Source organism: Nocardiopsis eucommiae, assembly GCF_965344335.1.
Classification (GTDB): Bacteria; Actinomycetota; Actinomycetes; order Streptosporangiales; family Streptosporangiaceae; genus Nocardiopsis; species Nocardiopsis eucommiae.
In genome coordinates, this window is the sequence record NZ_CBDRIY010000010.1 from 1 (window position 1) to 17,746 (window position 17,746).

At 71.3% G+C, this 17,746-nt stretch carries 10 protein-coding genes; 4 read left to right on the forward strand and 6 right to left on the reverse strand.

The genetic code is table 11. From position 1 onward, the window contains the following. Positions 1-42 precede the first annotated feature (42 nt). From ACRWK8_RS08135 to ACRWK8_RS08145, 3 genes are all read left to right on the forward strand, one after another. Positions 43-378 carry an ArsR/SmtB family transcription factor gene (locus ACRWK8_RS08135; RefSeq protein ID WP_378739335.1) on the forward strand — a complete coding sequence of 112 codons (336 nt, stop codon included), beginning with the start codon at positions 43-45 and terminating at the stop codon, positions 376-378. 2 nt (positions 379-380) lie between these two features. Then, a complete protein-coding gene (locus tag ACRWK8_RS08140) occupies positions 381-1,043 on the forward strand; it encodes an SRPBCC family protein (RefSeq protein WP_431869332.1) in 663 nt (220 codons plus the stop codon). A gap of 200 nt (positions 1,044-1,243) precedes the next feature. Beyond that, a complete protein-coding gene (locus tag ACRWK8_RS08145) occupies positions 1,244-1,807 on the forward strand; it encodes a dihydrofolate reductase family protein (RefSeq protein WP_431869334.1) in 564 nt (187 codons plus the stop codon). 57 nt (positions 1,808-1,864) lie between these two features. Here the strand turns inward: ACRWK8_RS08145 and ACRWK8_RS08150 are convergent, their stop codons facing one another. The 3 genes from ACRWK8_RS08150 to ACRWK8_RS08160 form a co-directional block, all read right to left on the reverse strand. Next, entirely contained in the window at positions 1,865-4,102 is a 2,238-nt protein-coding gene (locus ACRWK8_RS08150; RefSeq protein ID WP_431869336.1) for an Atu4866 domain-containing protein, read from the reverse strand. Between the two features lie 150 nt (positions 4,103-4,252). After that, positions 4,253-5,149 (reverse strand): helix-turn-helix domain-containing protein, encoded by an 897-nt coding sequence (locus ACRWK8_RS08155; RefSeq protein ID WP_431869338.1) that lies wholly within the window; start codon positions 5,147-5,149, stop codon positions 4,253-4,255. 91 nt (positions 5,150-5,240) lie between these two features. Further along, on the reverse strand, positions 5,241-6,740 hold the full coding sequence (locus ACRWK8_RS08160) for an aromatic amino acid lyase (RefSeq protein WP_431869340.1): 1,500 nt from the start codon (positions 6,738-6,740) through the stop codon (positions 5,241-5,243). 69 nt (positions 6,741-6,809) lie between these two features. On the opposite strand from ACRWK8_RS08160, the gene ACRWK8_RS08165 reads away from it, so the two are divergent. Then, positions 6,810-7,460: an IclR family transcriptional regulator gene (locus tag ACRWK8_RS08165; protein WP_378739323.1), complete on the forward strand. Its 651-nt coding sequence runs from the start codon at positions 6,810-6,812 to the stop codon at positions 7,458-7,460. A 60-nt stretch (positions 7,461-7,520) separates the two neighbouring features. Here the strand turns inward: ACRWK8_RS08165 and ACRWK8_RS08170 are convergent, their stop codons facing one another. From ACRWK8_RS08170 to ACRWK8_RS08180, 3 genes are all read right to left on the reverse strand, one after another. Beyond that, positions 7,521-7,688, reverse strand: coding sequence for a hypothetical protein (locus tag ACRWK8_RS08170; RefSeq protein WP_431869342.1), 168 nt, complete (start codon positions 7,686-7,688; stop codon positions 7,521-7,523). 740 nt (positions 7,689-8,428) lie between these two features. Next, positions 8,429-13,912, reverse strand: coding sequence for an ATP-binding protein (locus ACRWK8_RS08175; RefSeq protein WP_431869344.1), 5,484 nt, complete (start codon positions 13,910-13,912; stop codon positions 8,429-8,431). A gap of 419 nt (positions 13,913-14,331) precedes the next feature. Beyond that, positions 14,332-17,691, reverse strand: coding sequence for an NACHT domain-containing protein (locus tag ACRWK8_RS08180; protein ID WP_431869346.1), 3,360 nt, complete (start codon positions 17,689-17,691; stop codon positions 14,332-14,334). Positions 17,692-17,746: the final 55 nt, after the last annotated feature.

The following is a 17,746-nucleotide window of genomic DNA, read 5'->3' on the forward strand; positions in this document are numbered from 1 at the left end:
TCAGCATCCACTTATATAAGCGTAGATTGATATACTCTGGTCATGCATGCCTTCGACGTCCTCGGTGACCCGGTCAGACGGCGGCTCCTCGAGCTGCTCTCCGACGGGGAGCTGAGCTCCGGCGAACTCACCACGGTGGTCCGCGAGGAGTTCGGCATCAGCCAGCCCGCCGTCTCCCAGCACCTGCGGGTCCTGCGGGACCACGGCTTCGCCACCGTGCGCGCCGAAGGCACCCGGCGGCTGTACTCGGTCGACGCCGAGGCGCTGCGGCCCGTGGATGACTGGCTGGATCCGTTCCGCCGTTTCTGGGTGCCGCGCCTCGCGGCCCTGGAGACCGAGATCGCGCGGGGAAAGCGACAACGACGCACCCAGGAGTGACCATGAGTGAGCGCACACCCGTCGACGTGGACGGACAGATCGAGGCGGTCTCCCGCAGGCTGGACACCGGGGAACGCGACCGACAGCCGACGCTGGTGTCCACCATCAGCCAGCGCTACGCCACCACGGTCGAGGACCTGTGGGACGCGTGCACCTCCACCGAACGGCTCCCCCGCTGGTTCGCACCGGTCACGGGCGACCTGCGCCAGGGCGGCCACTACCAGGTGGAGGGCAACGCCAACGGGACCATCGAGACCTGTCAGCCACCGCGTTCCTTCACCGCCACCTGGGAGTTCGGCGGCGGCGTCAGCTGGATCGCGGTCCGGGTGGACCCCGACGGCGACCAGGCGCGGCTGACCCTCGAACACAGCGCGTACGCGGACATGGAGGCCCAGTTCTGGCGGCAGTTCGGTCCGGGGGCCACCGGTGTGGGCTGGGACCTGGCCCTGCTCGGACTGGCGCAGTACCTGCGCACGGGCACGAACATGCCCCAGGAGGCCGAGGGGTGGGAGGCCACGGACGAGGGCCGCCGTTTCGTCACGGCGAGCAGCGCCCGCTGGGCGGAGTGCAGCGTGACGATCGGAACCCCGCGACCCGACGCCGAGGCGGCGCGGGACCGGACCACGGCCTTCTTCCTCGGTGAGGAACCGCCGACCGAGAGCTGACCGAGGAGGGGGCCGCCGCGACGCCGTTGTCGCGGCGGCCTCCTCGTGCAGGAGCCTGTCACCCACGGACACCCGGATCAACCCACGTCGGCGCCCGGCGTGTTCGGCACGCCACCCCCGTGGAGGCGCTCCTTCCCCGGATGGTCCGCGGTCGGTGGTACACATCTCGGGACAGCGGCACCCCAGCGTGAGGAACCCGCATGCGCGACCTGATCGTCACCGCCTTCGTCTCCGTCGACGGGGTCATGGAGGCCCCGGGAGGGGAGCCCGGATACCGCAACTCCGGCTGGACCGTGAGCTCCGTGGAGATGGACGAGGCGGCCTTCGAGATCAAGGGCCGTGAACAGGACGAGGCGGGTGCCCTGCTCCTGGGTCGGCGCAGTTACGAGGCGTTCGCCCCGATCTGGCCCCGTAGGGAGGAGTTCGCGGGATACAACTCCAAGCCCCGCTACGTCGTGTCCACCACGCTCACCGAGGAGGACCCGCGCTGGCCCGCCACGATCCTGCGGACCGTCGAGGACGTCGCGGAACTCAAGCGGACCGAGGGCGGACCGCTCTCCGTCCACGGCAGCGCCACGCTGGGCCGTTCCCTCGCCGATGCCGGACTGGTCGACCGCTACCACCTGCTGGTCTTCCCGGTGCTCCTGGGAGCGGGCAGGCGCCTGTTCAGCGACACCGACCAGGACCTCACCCGGCTCGGCCTCGTCGAACACGAGGTGTACGCCAACGGCGTGCAGAAGCAGGTCTTCGACGTCCTCCGCTGAGCCCCGGGCGGCACCGTCCACCTCCAACCGTGACCGTTCGCCTGTGTCCGCGAGACCTCAGCGCCTGGTGAAGCGGTACCCCGCGTGGTGCAGCACGTCTCCGTCGAACTCCCCGAAAGCCCAGAAACCCAGGTCGTCGAGGTAGTCGATCCGGGATCCGTCGACCCAGTACCGGCCGGTGTAGGCGCTCTCCCTGTCTCCACGCGCCTCGTCGTAGCGACCGTTCGGCAGCAGCTCCTGGCGGACGAACCCGTTCTCCTCCACCCACAGCCCCGTGTGGGGGTGGAGCGGGTCGTGGACGGGCTCCTTCACCCGACCCGGGTCGGCGTCCGGCTCCTGGACCGGCCGCCCGTCCCAGACGCGGACCCGCCCGCCGGTGATCTGCACGTCGAGGCGGCCGTCCCCGGCCGGGGCGGTTCCCTCGGGGGCACCGGGCGCGTCGGCGTACCGGAACACGGCGACGTCCGCGGGCCCGCCCGGGGTCAGGGTGCCCCCCGCGTCGTCGCGGGTGAGATCGAGGGTGGCGGGCAGGACGACGGTGCCCGAGCAGTCGACCACGATCATGCCGTCGTCGCCAGCCGCCGTCAGCAGGCCCGGACCGACCCCGACGATCACCCCTCCTCCGATGAGGACGTCCGCCCGCGTCCAGTCGCCCATCAGCGGGTTGTTGGTGATGACGACGCCGCCCGTCAGCAGCACCGGGTGTCCGCCCGGGTCGCCCAATCGGGCCAGCAACGCCTCGTCGCGACCCGGCCGGGTCGCGGGGCTCGGGGCGCTCGACTCGGGAGCGGTCGTCGGGAGGCCGTTCGTGTTGCTCCGTGTGTCCTGACCTCGCCCGGTGGCGTTCACGCGTCGGGCGTTCGTACGGTGTCGCTCGCGCGGTCCTCTCCCGGACCCCGCCGGGCCGAGGAGCCGGTCCCGTGAGACGCGGACCTCTCCCCGCAGGGCGTCCAGATCGACGTCCAGCACCCTCCCGCCCCACTTGCGCGGCTCGCCGTTGACAAGGACGGTGACGATGTTGCGGGCGTCCGCGCCCAGGACCACGGTGCCGACCGGGTCGTTCAGCGGCATGTTGTTCAGGTCCTCGGCGGCGATGACCAGGAGGTCGGCGCGTTTGCCGGGGGTGAGCGACCCGGTCACCCCGGCCAGACCGTTGGTCCGTGCGCCTTGGAGGGTGGCGAAGTCCAGCACGTCGTCCACGCCGATCCGGACCGGTTCGGCGTCGGTGCCGTAGGCGGCGTTGACCGCGCGCATCCGCTGCACGGTGTGCAGGGCCCGCATCTGGGTGAACATGTCCCCGGCCAGGGCCACCTCCACGTCGACGCTGAGCCCGGGGCGCACACCCACGGCCAGTGCCTCGTCGACGGCGGGGACCGCGGTCTCCAGACCGATCTGGGCGTCGGAGGTCGGCGCCAGGGAGACCGTGGTCCCGGTCTCCCCGATCAGCCTCCACGCCTCGTCGGTCAGGCCGGTCGCGTGGATCAGGGTGACGTTCGGGCCCAGGAGCCCCTGCCGGGCCCAGTCCCGCACCGCACGGGAGGACGAGGCGCCGAGGACGGCGTCGACGCTGACCCCGACGTCCAGCTCCCTGGCGACGCGCGCCAGTCCGGGCCCGTAGGCCAGGGACGGCCCGGCGATCTCGTCGGTGGCCAGCGCCCCGACCCGCAGGGTCAGCATCCGGTCCGACCCGCCCCCGTACTCCTCACGGAGTCGGGCGAGGTCCCCGGGCCACTGCTGGTCCCAGTCACCGAAGTGCGGCCCCATCGCGGCGTGGACCCCGCGGACGCCGCTGTCCACCAGGGCCCGGACCGCCGCGTCGGAGTGCTCGCGCGACCTCGAGTTGTGCGAGAAGTCGAGCATGCAGGTGATGCCGGCGTCGATCGCCGACAGGGCGGCCAGCCGGGTGCCGACGTACATGTCCCGGGGCTCGTAGAGGGGCGCGTACCCGGCCAGGGTGGTGGTCACGTAGTCCACGAGGTCGTCCACGTCCGGCATGATCCGGCGCAGCTGGGACTGCCAGGCGTGCCGGTGGGTGTCCACGAAACCCGGAGTGATGATCGTGCCCGTCGCGTCGATCACCACCGCGTCCCCCGCCTCCGGGACGGGACCCACCCGGGCGATCGAGTCCCCCTCGACCAGGACGTCCGCCCGTTCCAGCGTCCCGATCTCCGGGTCCATGGTGACGACGGTCGCGTTGGTGAAGAGGACGCGACGCCCGGGGTCGTCGGCCCGGCGCCGGATCTCCTCCAGGGCGAGGGGACTCCCCGGGTGGTGTGTGGTGGTCTCGGAGCTCATGGAGTGTCTCCTCCGTCGAGTGCGGCGCGGTGGAGGGGGCTCCACCGCCGTCACCCGAAGTCTCGTCCCGCCGGGCCGAGGCGACCAGGTCGCCGTCATCCCTGGTGCGCGACTCCCAGTGACGGGGCGGCGCCGCCCGGGGCCCCGGTCTCACTCGAACCGGCGCCGACCGTTCCGGTCCCGGACCGCCTGGTCGCCCCCGACGTGGGGATCGGCGTGCAGGGAGCCGAGCAGGGCCAGCGCACCCTCCGAGGCACTGCCCCGTTCCGCCTGGTAGACGATCAGCTGTTGGCCGGGGGCGCCGTTGACGGTGAAGCTGTCGTAACGCAGGTCCAGGTCGCCCGCCTCGGAGTGGTGCAGCGGTTTGGCGTCGCCCGTCTTGCCCCGCACGTCGTGCCGTGCCCACAGGGAACGGAACTCCTCGCTCTTGAGCGCGAGCTCGCCGACGACCTCGTTCAGCCGGGGATCGTCCGGGGTCAGGCCCGCCGCGCGGTGGAGTTCGGCGACGGTCGCCGAGGCGGTCCGGCGCCACTCACGGTGGAAGCGCCGCGCCGCCGGATCGAGGAAGACCATACGCGCCAGGTTGTCGTCCAGCGTGAAGTCGGCGTGCAGGGCCTCGGCGAGGCGGTTGCGCGCCAGGACGTCCAGGGGGTGGTCCAGCACGAAGGCCGGAGTGTCACTCCAGCGTTCGAGGAGGCGGGCCAGGTGCGGGGAGACCCGTGTGTCCCGGCGGGCCCGCCCGCTCGGGCGTCCTCCGGCGCGCGCGAGTCGACGCAGGTGCTCCGTGGCGTCCCCGTCCAGGTCCAGCGCCCTGGCCAGCGCCTCGACCACCTGCGTGGAGGGGTGGCGTTCGCGGCCCTGTTCCAGGCGCATGTAGTAGTCGGTGCTGACCCCGGCCAGAAGCGCCACCTCCTCGCGGCGGAGACCGGGAACCCTGCGGCGGCCGTACACGACCAGTCCGAGGTCCTCGGGGCGCAGCCGTGAACGTCTGGCGCTCAGGAACTCCCCGAGGTGGGACCGGGGATCGGAGCTACGGTCGATGCCCATGGCTCAAGGCTAGGCCGGGGCGGTCCGGGCCGGAAGTCGTGAGGGTGGGTGGGGCGCACCCACCCGACACTCCCCCGGTCCCGTACTCCGGTCAGAACCCGCTCGCCTCCGACCGCTCCGGAACCGGGTCCGACCGCGGTACCGGCGGTGCACCGAGCTGCGGCAGCGCGCGCTCGGCCGCGTCCAGGTCCGCCTGGAGGTCGCGGTCATCGGTGTCCGCGTCGCCACCGCCCTGCGCGCGGAAGGCGTGCCAGGCCCGGTGGAACACCGCCGTGTCGCTCCCCCGCATCGCCAGCGCCCGCAGCGACGTGAGGAGTTCGCAGGCCAGCAGAGTGCGCAGGGCCGTGGTGGCGGTCTCCGACTGCCGCACGGCCAACGGGGCGAAACTCGCGTCCTCCTCCGCGCCCCGGGAGAGGACCACGGTCTCCAGGGACGCCGGAGCGGCGGCGGCGCGCAGGACACCGTAGGCGGAGGCCGCCGTGTACTCGACGATCATCGTGCCCGAGGAGCCCGCCGATCCCGTGGCGAGGAAGGCGGGCAGTCGGGTGACCTCCGGGTCGGACAGGGCCCGCAGGCGCCCCAGCAACGCCGGGGCCGCCTGGGCCAGGGCGAGCCGGAGGGCGTCCAGGCGCAGGGTCAGGGCCGCCATGTGGAACCCGCCGTGGTGCACGACCCCCTCCCCCACCACGAGCGGGTTCTCCTGCGCGGTGGCGGTCAGCGCGCCGACGTGCGCCGCGAGGTCGGCCAGGGCGTCGACGACGACCCCCTGCACCTGGGGCGCGGCACGGAACCCGAAGGAGTCCTGGACCCGGGCCGGCCGGACGGGGCCCATGAGTTCCCGCAGGTCCCGGGCGACGGTGGCCGCGCCCGGCGCGACGGCCGCGCGGGCGGCCTCCGCGGAGAAGGCCTCCGGGTTGGCGCGGCAGGCCAGGGCCGACAACGCCGTGGTCACCGTGGCCACCCGCAGCAGCGGTTCCAGGTCCGCGACCACGAGCGCGGCCCTGCCGATGGTCAGGGCGTTGCTGCTGACCAGCGCGAGCGCGTCCGTCCCGGGGAACCGTCCCATGGGAACCCAGGGGGCGCTCGCGGGGCGTTCCCCCAGCAGAGCGAGCCCCGTCCCGGCGAGCGCCGCGAGGTCGCCCGTGCCCACGCCGCCGTGCTCGCGGACCTCGGGGAGGGCACCGGTGTTCAGCATCCTCAGCAGCGCCCGGGTCGTTCGCGGGGACACCCCGGAGCCACCCACCGCGATCTGGTTGATCCGCACGACGAGCATCGCGCGGACCGCGTCCTCCGGCAACGGAGCCCCGCCCGCGGCCGCGTGGCTCCGCAGCAGGCGTCGGCCGTGCCCGTCCACCCCGGCGGCGACGTCCCGGTTGGCCCCCACCCCCGTGTTGCGTCCGTACACGGGCCCCCGTCCGGCGGCCCGCTCGGCCGCACGGTGCGCGGCCGCCACCCGGGCCCAGGCCTCGGAGGTGATCGAGACGGGTTCCCCGAACCGGGCCACACGCGTGATCCGACCGCGGTCCAGAGGCGATCCGTCCAGGCTCAGCATGCCCGCCTCCCTCCAGGTTCTGCCATCAGATGGCAGCATGGTTCCATTGTATGAAAACAACCCGATCTTCGCCCGTCTCCCGGGCGGATTTCTCAGCGGAGGAAGCCCGTGGCTGAGCAGTCGACCCGGACCGTCGAAAGGGCCCTGGAACTCCTGGCGGTCGTCGCCGAAGAGGGAGAGGCCTCACTCACCGAGTGCGCGCGCCGGACCGACCTGGCGCCGAGCACGGCGCTGCGCCTGCTCCGCACCCTGGAGTCCACGGGGTTCGCCCTCCGAGGGGAGGACGGCGCGTTCCGCCCGGGCCACCGGTTGATCGGCATCGGCGCGAAGGCCCTGAGCCACGACTCGCTGGTCACCTTCGCCCAGCCGTCCCTGGCGGAGCTGGCAAGGGCCACAGGCGAGTCCAGCTACCTCTGTGTGGGCACCCCGGACCAGGGGGTCCTGTACATCGCCCAGGCCGAGGGCAGCCACACGATCCGGCACGTCAGCTGGGTGGGGCACCGCTTCCCGCAGGACGGTTCGGCCGTCGGCCGGGTCCTGCGCGGCACCCTTCCGCCCGAGGGGTTCACGGCCGCGACCTCCACCGTGGAACCCGAGGTCATGGCCATCGCCGCCCCGGTACACGCGGCCACGGGAATCGTCGCCGTGCTCAGCGTGGTGGGCCCCGCCTACCGCCTGGACCAGGCCCGCGTGGAGGAACTGGGGTCCCTCCTGACCGCCGAGGCCGAGCGGGTGTCCACCCTCCTGGGCGGACCCTAGGCGGCGGCCCCAGGGCGCTGACGGCGGCGCGCGCCTTCGTCAGACCCAGCCCGGCGTCCATCAGGGAACGGGCTTCGGGACCGCCGCTGACGAGGGCACGGCACCCAGCAGGAGGTGCTCGAACCCCACCTCGGCGTGCCCGGCGAGGGAGGCCTCCCGTCCTGCCGCGGTCTCGATGGCGGCGCGGTCGCTCTGGTACTTCACGCTCGCGGTCAGCCTGGCCGTCATCACCTGGCGGCCCGGAGGCCTGGAAGTCGCCGTCGTCCTCGACGCGCTGCTGAACACGGCCACCTTCCTCCTCGCCACGGCCGTGCACACGGACCTAGGCAGTGCCGTGGTGGACCGGTCCGCCGGGGTCGGATCCCCACGCGGACCACCGAGGGAACCGGGCTGAACACGATGTCCGAACGGATGGGCGCGTTCGGGGGCCGGGTCACAGCCCGCCACGAAGGCGCCTGGTTCCGTTTGGAGGCCACGGTCCCGCTGCGCGGAGGCTCCACGTGATCCGGCTGCTCGAAGCTGACAACGAACACCTCATCCGGGACGCCGTCGTAGGGCCGCCTGTCCTGGAAAAGGACCTCGAGGTGATCGGCCCGGCCGCTTCGGCCCCTGGCCACGACCCTGCGGGTCCGTCCGGACTCGGCCCTGCTCGACCTGCAGCTGCCCGGCCCGGACGGCATCGAGGCCACCCGCCGACTCGCGACCGAACTGCCCGGCTGACGCTGCGTCATCGTGACGTCGCAGGGGCGGCCCGGCTACCTGAAGTCGGCACTCACCACGGGCGCGCGGGGCTCACGCGTTGATCCGCGCCCGGATCGTCGCGATCCCCGGTCCATCCCTGCGTGCGCGGGGCTCACGGTTACTGACCTGCGACGGTGCGGTCCGCCATCTCCTCTTGTTCATCGGACCGGCCGACGAACGCGGGAACGGCCAGCCCCCGGAGAGGGGGCTGGCCGCTCCGGTACCTTCTAGCGCTTCATGCCCTTGGCGATGGCGTCGATGATGCTCGGGCGCAGCTCGGCGGCGCTGATGATGGCGTCGACCGAACCCACCTCGACCGCGCGCTGGATGCTGTGCACGCCGTCGAACTCCGTCGCGACCTCGCTCAGCTTCTCGGCGCGGACCGAGGCCTGCACCTCGGACAGCTCCGCGTTGAGCTCGGCGCGTTCGGCGGCTCCGGCCTCCGACGCCCGGGTCTGCAACGCGGTCACGCGCGGGTCCGTCGCGGTGCGCTTGTTCACCTCACCGGCGAACACCACCGCCGCGGCCGGGGCACCACCCAGAACCGACGCGAACGACCCCTCCAGGGCCAGCACCGTCATGTTCGGGTTCAGCGCCTTGGAGAACACCACGAACGCGCCACCGTGGTAGCGGGAGATCACGCAGAACACGATCGGGCCGTCGAAGTTGACGATCGCCCGGCCGATCTCCGCGCCGTACTCCAGCTGGAGCTTGCGCATCGACTCCGGCGAACCGTCGAACCCGGACAGGTTGGCCAGCACCACGAGCGGGCGGTTGCCCGAGGCGGCGTTGATCGCGCGCGCGGTCTTCTTGGACGAGCGCGGGAACAGCGTGCCCGCCGTGTAGGTGTCGGGACCGTCGGTGGGCGGGAACCCGCGCCGCGCCACCGAACGGGACTCGATGCCCACCAGGCAGACCGGCCAACCGCCGATGTGCGCGTCCTGCACCGCCGAGGTGTCGGCGTCGGCCATCCCGGCCCAGCGCTCCAGCACCGGGTGGTCCTGGTCGGCCAGGGCCCGCATCACCGTGCGGATGTCGAACGGCTTCTTGCGGTCCGGGTTGTGCTCGGCGGAGAAGATCTCCCCGACCGTGGTGAAGTCGCTGCCCTCCACGGAGTGCGGGAAGTCGGAGACGTCCCGGTGGTCGGGGTCGCTCGTGACCGCCCGGCGCGGACCCTCCTCGCCCGGCAGCACGTAGGTGTGGTCGTAGTGCGCCATCAGCACGTCGCGGGCGGCGGGCAGGTTCGGCGCCCAGTACTGCGCCTGGCCGTTGGGGCCCATCACCCGGTCGTAGCCGCCGATACCGAAGTTGTCCTCGGCCGACACACCGCCGGAGAAGTCCAGCGACTGCTTGCCGGTGAGCACCATGGCGGAGTCCGGTGTCATCACCAGGATGCCCTTGGTGTGCATGAGCATCGTCGCCTCGGCGTTCCAGTACGGCTGGGCTCCGACGGTGATCCCCGCGACCACGATGTTGATCTCGCCGCCGTCCTGGGTGAACTCCACGATCCGCTTGAGCGCGGCCGCGACCCAGTCCATGTTCTCGGTGCCGGAGGTCATCGAGATGCGCGCACCGGCGGAGAGGGCGAACCACTCCAGGGGCACCCGCATGTTCTCGGCCAGGTCGATCGCGGCGATGACCCGCGAGCACTCCGGCTCGGACAGCGCGCCCAGCGCCTTGGTCGGGTCACCGAGCAGGACCACGCGGGTGACGCCCTCGGGGTGGCGCTCGGTGGGTGTGGTGACCACACCGGCCACGATCGCCGCCGTGTTGCGCCCCCGGGGCCGGTCCACCGGCACCAGCAGGCCGTTCTCGTCGAGGTCGTGCTCGACGAAGGCGCCCTCGGGCCCGGTGAGCATGTCGGTGAGCTCGTACGGGTAGACGGTTCCGCGTCGGGCGGCCCGCAGGACCTTCTGGCGGTAGTCGTCCAGCGGCAGCACCGGCTCGGTGGACGGTTCTCCGACGTGGACGCGGGCGTCGCTGCCCGGGTCCAGGGCCACGCGCACGGCCATCTCGGTGAGCTCGCCCGCCTCGGTGCGCTGGCGGGCCACGAACTGGACCTCCTCCAGCCCGGCGCCGTCGGTGGTCGGCAGGATGCGCTCCACCAGGGCGTTGAGCTCATCGATGCTCAGCTCGGTGGGCGGCCACACGTACATCAGGATGCGGTTGGTGTCGAAGCGCTTGTTGTGCGGGCGCTGCGCCTGGATGTTGCGGATGGCGTCCAGGCAGGCGGCGAGCGTGCCCTCCACGGCCGGAAGCGCGACCAGGCGTCCGTCGGCGTCGCGGAGCGGGGTGAGGTCACGGACCTGGCCCAGCGCGATCAGCCGCTCGTCGGACGGGTTGCTGCGCGCCACGGCCTTGACCAGGTAGACCTCCTCGTCGGCGGACGGCAGACGGGTGAGGTCGAACTCGCGTAGCCGCTGGAGCTGGAGCCGCTGCGCGATCTGCGGGTGCAGGCCCCGAATCAGGCGGTCCTCGACCAGCGCCCCGTCCTCCGGACGGAAGGTGAAGTGGTGGTGCATGACCGCGCCGCTGGTCCCGGCGACGGTGGCGGTAACCCTGCGAACGCCCTTGGGCAGCGTGTGGTCGGCCAGGATCCCGGCGAGCCGCACCGCCATGGCGTCGGCGTCCGGCTGGTCCTCCCAGGTCACGTACAGGTCGGCGACCAGACCGTGTTCCGGGGCGTCGGCGGCCAGTTCCGCGACGGCCCCGAGGGCGTCGGGCAGGTCCGCCAGGTCCACGGCGGTGGCGACCACACGGGTCACCCCGTGGGCGTTGGTGTGCTCGGTGGTGACGAGCTGGCAGCCGCCGCTCTGGCTCGCGGTGACCTCGGACAGGCCGCGGTTGCCGTAGTAGCGGCGGGTCAGGACCTCGAGCAGCGGGGCGTGGTCCTTGCCGGGTCGGCCGATCCGCTGACCGATCAGGCGCACCAGCGGCTCGGAGCTGGCGACCATGGTCTGGATTCGGTCGGCGCGGTCCGGGGAGTGCGGTTCGCGGTCCAGGTGGCGCAGCTCGTCACGGACGGCCGCGTAGACCCTGGCGCGGTTGCGGCGCAGCAGCGGCTGGGTGAACCAGCGGAACACCACGCCTCGGGCGAGGTCGGACACGGCAGGGAAGCGGACCTGCGTGGCCTCGATCAGGTGCTCCAGGGCGAGCCCGGCGCGTTCGCCCAGCGGCTCCTGCGGCGGGGCGTCCGCGAGCCAGCGGCGCAGCAGCTCCGCCACGATCGTGACGTAGCCGCCCATGCGCTGCTGGGCGAGGAAGATCCGGAAGACCGCGTCCTCCAGCTCCGGGGTGCGGTCGAGGTCGGTGACGCCGTAGTGGGAGAGGACCCGGGTGAGCCTGTTCTGGTAGCCCTCGATCACCCCGGCGCGCTCGACGTCGAGGCTCTGGAGGTAGCTGTGGAAGTACTCGCGGGGGCTGTGCACCCGGTGGTCCTGCTCGGCGTCGACGGCGCCGCCGGGCTTGTTGCGGCTCAGCTCGGACAGGTCCGCGAAGACGGTGAGCAGGTCGAGCTCGCCCTCGATCGGCTCCGCGCCGAGCTCCTCCCGTGCGGTGAGGTAGTCGGCGAGCACACGCGTGCGCTCCTCCGGGGAGAAGTCGAAGCCCAGCAGCAGGCCGCGCAGGTCGCTCAGGCCCTGGTCGGCGCGGGCACCGGCGGAGGCTGCCGGAACCGGTGCGGGCAGGTCGATCTCGACGACCTCGTCCCGGGCGTCGGTGTCCTCGGCGTCGTCGTCGCCCAGGGGCTCCAGACGCATCAGCGGGGCGCCGGTCTCGACCTGGCCGCCGACCGCCACTGGGCACTCGCGCACGCGGGCGCGGAACGGCGCGCGCAGCACCGTCTCCATCTTCATGCTCTCCAGGACCAGGATCGGTGCGCCAGACTCGACCTCGTCACCGACGGCCAGCGGGGTGGCGACCACCAGTGCGGGGGCGGGTGAGCGGACGACGCCGCCCTCGTCGCGGCTGACCCGGTGGGTGACGCCGTCGATCTCGACCAGGTGGACCGGGCCGTGCGTGGCTGACACGAGCCGGAACCGGCGGCCGTTGACGGTGATGTGACCGCTGTGGTCGTCGAACCGCTCCACGTCGACGTCGGCGGGGTGGACGTCGCCGCCGCCGGAGACTCCGACACGGAACCGGTTGTGCCCGATCCGGGCGACGCTCACCCGGTAGCTCACGCCACGGAGCTTTAGGTCCAGGGGTCGGCCGGTGTCGTGCTGCACCTGGGGACGGCCGCCGTGCGCGGTGGACAGCAGCTGCTGGCGGCTGGCCTCCTCCTCGTCGCGGTAGGCCTCGATGGCGGCCGCCGCCAGGGCGACGCCGGAGTGCCGGTGGGCGACGAGGCGGCCCTCGGCCCGCACGCGGTCGATCCACCCGGTGTCGGCGCTGCCGTCGATCACCTCGGGCTGGTCGAGCAGGTCGAGGACGAAGCTCTTGTTGGTCGCGCCGCCCTCGATGATGACGGTGGTCTCGGACATGGCGCGGCGGAGGCGGCCCAGCGCCTGGTCGCGGTCGCGGCCGTAGGCGATGATCTTCGCGATCATCGAGTCGAAGTCGGCGGGGATGCTGTCGCCTTCGCGCACGCCGGTGTCGACGCGGATGCCGGGGCCGGAGGGCATGTCCAGGCGGGTGATGCGGCCCGGGGAGGGCGCGAAGTCGCGGTCGGGGTCCTCGGCGTTGAGCCGGGCCTCCACGGCGTGCCCGACCTCCGCGGGCTGGGTGCCCTCCAGCTTCCCGCCGGAGGCCACGAACAGCTGCATGCGGACCAGGTCGGTGCCGGTGGTGATCTCGGTGATGGGGTGCTCGACCTGGAGGCGGGTGTTGACCTCCAGGAAGGCGAACAGCCGCTCACCGGGGTGGTAGAGGAACTCGACGGTGCAGGCGCCCCGGTAGCCGACGGCCACGGCGAGGCGCTCGGCGGAGGCCTTGAGTTCGTCGGCCTGATCGGGGTCCAGGACCGGGGAGGCGGACTCCTCGATGATCTTCTGGTTGCGGCGCTGCACGGAGCAGTCGCGCACGCCCAGCGCCCACGCGGTGCCCTGGCCGTCGGAGATGACCTGCACCTCGACGTGTCGGGCGCCCGTGACCAGGCGCTCCAGGAAGACCACGCCGGACCCGAAGGCGCGCAGCGCCTCCTGACTGGTGCGCTCGTAGGCGTCGGTCAGGTCCTCGGCGGAGGCGACCATGCGGATGCCGCGTCCGCCGCCGCCCGCCGTCGCCTTGAGCATCAGCGGGTAGCCGATCTCGTCGCCCGCGCGCAGGGCCTCCTCCAGGGTGGCGACCTCGCCCCGGCTCCAGGGGGCGACGGGGACGCCGACCTCCTCCGCGATCAGCTTCGAGCCGATCTTGTCACCGAGCTTGCGCATCGCCTCGGGGCTGGGGCCGACGAAGGTGACGCCGATCCGCTCGCACAGCTCCGCGAAGGCGGGGTCCTCCGCGACGAAGCCCCAGCCGACCCAGGCGGCGTCGGCCTTGGTCTCCAACAGGGCGCGTTCGAGGACCGCGAGGTCGAGGTAGGGACGGGCCGAGGCCGGACCCAGGTCGTAGGCGACGTCGGCCTCACGCACGAAGGTCGAGTTGCGGTCCGCGTCGGTGTAGAGGGCGACCGTCTCGATCCGTGCCCCGGTTTCCGCCGAGAGGTCCCGGACGGCGTGGATGAGCCGCATCGCGGCCTCTCCACGGTTGACGATGGCGACACGACTGAACACCGAATGCCCCTCCCAAGTACTGCAACGCAGAAGGCGACGTCCGGATCTCGGAGCGCCGCCTGCACCTGCTTCTAGCTTGGTGGATCAGCTGGAGTACACCAATGTCCCGAATTGCTCATGCCGTGGCCGTGGCTTTGTGGGATCTCCACAAAAACCGTCTCGCCAGGGGGCCCTGGGGGTCGCCAGACGCGAGGTTTGCCACAACCGCACGGATCTGGCGTGCTGTCGGAGGGTGCGCGAGGGAGGTGACCGAATCTCCCAGGAGCGGCGGTGTGAGGTTCTTCGGGGGCCCCGTGGTGTCCGACAGGGCGTGGGTACTCGATGGCCCGCTGGGGCACGACGACCCGAACCGCCCTGGAGAGGTCAGTGGTTCCCCGATTCCGACCCCAGGCCTCTGCGTCGGATGCTCCGGCCGGACCTCAACCGACTTCCAGGATCCTCCCCGGAAACGCCTTCCGATTGAGGACACGCTGGCCAGGACTGATCCAGATATGAAGATCTTTATTGTCCGCAAGCGGGGCCAGATCGATCTCGGATCCCATGTTCTCCAGAGCGAGCAGTTCCAGGGATTCCAGGGATTCCAGTGGCGACAGGTCAGACAGATTCTTGCAACCACCAATCATCAGAGTTTCAAGCCTCCCCAACCGGGCCAAAGCGCTGAGGTCACGAACGGGTGTGTTCTGCAAGTTCAACTGCACTAGGTCCGACTGTCCGGAAAGGAACTCCAAATCCTCCACCGCGTCCACGTATTCGAGATACAGCCTCTTAAGTCTGAGATCGGAGAAAGGCCTCAGGTCGCGAACCCAGGAGCAGCCGCTGAGGTTCACGGAAGTGAGGTTGGGCGCCCTGAAGAACACTTCAGCGAGATCACACTCAAGCGTGGATCCAGCCAGTGCGAGCCGATCCATCGCCTGACTCAGCGGAATCTGATCCACATCATCCAGGTACGTGCAGCCCACAAGCCACAACCCCTCGATACCAGCCTGACTCAAGAGGGGAGAGTAGTCCACCACATGGCCAAGGTTCAGCAGGTTCAACCACTTCAGCTTCGGCAGGCCTGAGATGAATCCCAGGTCTCCATGACCGTCCAGGTCCACGCCGAGATCGCGAATCTCCGGCATTCGAGTCAAGGGATCAAGGCTTGCACGAGCCGCCAGGGAGACGTAAAGATCCTTGATGTCGACTCCGTCCTCACTGAGTGCGGAGATGTCAGAGACAGGTCCATTGCCCAATCTCAGCGACTCCAGTGGCGGCAGGCCTCCAAGGAACCCAAGGTCATCCAATGCAGTCACCCGACTGTGCAGGCCTCGCAGTCGCGCGATCTGTTTCGCAGCATTGATCTGGCCCAGGGTCTCGACGACCAGCTGTCCGTCCACCAAAGGCGCTTCCGCCAACACCCTACGGGCATACTCGTCCGGTTCGAAGTAGCCCCACACCTCCTGCAGTTCGCGTTGGACGACCCTCCTCGGATCCTTTCGGTATCCGTCTCCCGCCAGCAGTTCCAGTGCCCGGTCTCCGTTGACCAACGCCACCGCCCGCACGGTCGCCCTCGCCTGCGCGTCCGACAACCCCTCCAGGCTCCTCGGCAGCCGGTCCAGGACCATCTCCCCCGCTGTGGCCAGTGAACGGGCCGTGGCCATGTCCCTGGGTGGGACCAGATCGTCCACGCAGGCGTCGATCCCGTCCCGGAGCCCCACCGGCACCGTGGGCGCCGTCTCCAGACACGCGGCCACCAGCAGCTTCAGCTTCCGAGCGTGCTGCGACTCCACCCCGATCCGCGCCAACACACCACCGAGCAACTCCTCCAGCTGCGGCCGGTTGGCGTGCCCCGCCGCCATGATCACCGTCTCCCGCCAGCTCGGCAGGTGTGCCTTCGCCACCAACAGTTCGACGTCGTGGTCGTAGATCGCCTGCTTGGCGGTCAGATACTCCTGCACCGTCCGGTGCACGAAGTCCACCCGGCCCTCCACCGGCTCCCGCAGCGCACCGGTCCGTTGCAACAGGAACTCGGTGATCGCCTCCGCCTGCCCCCTCACCCCCGGCATGGTCGACAGGCGCTCCTCCACCTGCCGCAGCACCACCGGCGTCGGCAGCTCGGAACGCTGCGACAGCGACAGCCGCCAGGCGAGGTCCTGGAGCAGCCGTAGCTTCTGCCCGTAGTCCAGTTCCACGTCACGGAAGGAGGGGATGTCGCGCTCGTCGTCACGCCGGTCCAGCAGCATCTCCAGCGTGGCCGCGTACAACCCCATACGGTCCCGGGGCAGCCTCGTCCTGTGGTCCAGGTTCAGCGCGCACAGCATCGCCGCCAGCAACGGGGTCGCGGCCAGGGAACGCAGGTGGGGTGCCCCCTCCAACCTCGCCAGGAGCGCCGACTCGTACCCGGGCAGGTCCTCCACCGCGCACGGCAGCTGGGGCACCTCCGCCATAGCCCGGTGCCACTGCCGGATCAGTTCGCGCAGGTCCGAAGGCCCCATGGGTTCCAGGTGCGCGGTCCCGAACCCCTCGCTCGACAACCACCGGGCGCTGGCCGCCGCCGGTCGGCTGGTGACGATCACCCGCATCCCGGGGTAGGCGGACAGCAGGTCACGGAGCCAGTTCGGCACTTTCCTGCGCTGGGCCGTGGAGAGCTCATCCACCCCGTCCACCAGCAACAACGCGCGACCCGAACGCAGTCGCCGGTGGACCCATCCCCGTGGCATGAGGTCGGCCAGGGGATCGGCGGTGCCCTCCAGGAAGCGTTCCGGTCCTGGCAGATCCCCCCGTGCGTGGCTGCGCAGCTTCACGAGGAAGGGCGTGCAGCCGTTCCACTCCTCCAGGTCGCCGTCGAAGCCCTCGCGGACGGCGGTGATCGCCAGCCAGCGCAGCAGGGTGCTCTTACCCGAACCGGCCTCGCCACGGACCAGCATCCTCCGGGTGTTCCCGAGGGCGTTCTCCACCCGCATGGTGGCCGTCCTCGCCTCTCCCCGCCCGGAGCCCTCCTCCCCCGTCAGCGTCAGGTGCCCCCGTGCCTCCGCGTCACGGTCCCGGCCCCGCGCCCGGGTCGACACGGACAGACTGATGTAGGCCACGCTCAGGGGGGTACGGGGCCGGTATCGCTTGACCTGGACTCCGAACAGTTCCACGTTGTCGAGCACCTGGCTGACGTGCCGTGTGTACCTGCGGCCGAAGTCCTCGTCGTCGTCCTCACCGTCGGGGGCGTCCAGGGTGCGCCGGGGTATCCGCGCGAGGGCTGCGGCGACCTGCTCCGAGATCCCCGTCAGCCGCGACAGCGTCTCGGCGGCGGCGCGCGGGGTGAACTGCGGCAGTGTCACCACGATCTGGAGCAAGTCCTCGCAGCACTCCTCCAGGAGGACGTCGAACATCCGCGCCCCGGCCTCGCCCAGCTCCAGCACCAACCGTCGGCGCGACACCTGGGCGCGTATCCGCCGTACCAGCTCGGTCGGGTCGGCGTCGGCGCCGAGCACAGCGTCGTCGGACAGGTCTGCGCGTTCCAGGGTGTCGGCCAGTTCGGCCAGCACCGAGGCCCTGTCGGCGTCGCCGAGCCCACGAAACTCCTGCTCACAAAGGGGTTGGAGCCGTTCCATCACCGCAAGGGCGATCCCGTCCAACTGGTGCTCGACCTTCCGGCGCGCGACCGCGTCCCGGAAGGTGGTCCGGATGAGCTCGGTGAGGTCCTTGTCCCGGTCTGCGGCTGCCGACCTCTGAGACAGCCAGGCTCGACCCGCCTTGCTGCCGACCGTGCCCGCCACCTTCAGCGCCGCCGTCTCCCATGCCACCATGCGTGTCCCTGGGTCTCTGTGTTGGGGGGTACGCCGGTCCGGGAACCACGGTCCC

Coding starts and splice junctions, on each gene's coding strand:
- ACRWK8_RS08180 (WP_431869346.1), bottom strand. CDS start 17,691: ATGGTGGCATGGGAGACGGCGGCGCTGAAGGTGGCGGGCACGGTCGGC.
- ACRWK8_RS08160 (WP_431869340.1), bottom strand. CDS start 6,740: ATGCTGCCATCTGATGGCAGAACCTGGAGGGAGGCGGGCATGCTGAGC.
- ACRWK8_RS08145 (WP_431869334.1), top strand. CDS start 1,244: ATGCGCGACCTGATCGTCACCGCCTTCGTCTCCGTCGACGGGGTCATG.
- ACRWK8_RS08155 (WP_431869338.1), bottom strand. CDS start 5,149: ATGGGCATCGACCGTAGCTCCGATCCCCGGTCCCACCTCGGGGAGTTC.
- ACRWK8_RS08135 (WP_378739335.1), top strand. CDS start 43: ATGCATGCCTTCGACGTCCTCGGTGACCCGGTCAGACGGCGGCTCCTC.
- ACRWK8_RS08150 (WP_431869336.1), bottom strand. CDS start 4,102: ATGAGCTCCGAGACCACCACACACCACCCGGGGAGTCCCCTCGCCCTG.
- ACRWK8_RS08140 (WP_431869332.1), top strand. CDS start 381: ATGAGTGAGCGCACACCCGTCGACGTGGACGGACAGATCGAGGCGGTC.
- ACRWK8_RS08170 (WP_431869342.1), bottom strand. CDS start 7,688: ATGACGGCCAGGCTGACCGCGAGCGTGAAGTACCAGAGCGACCGCGCC.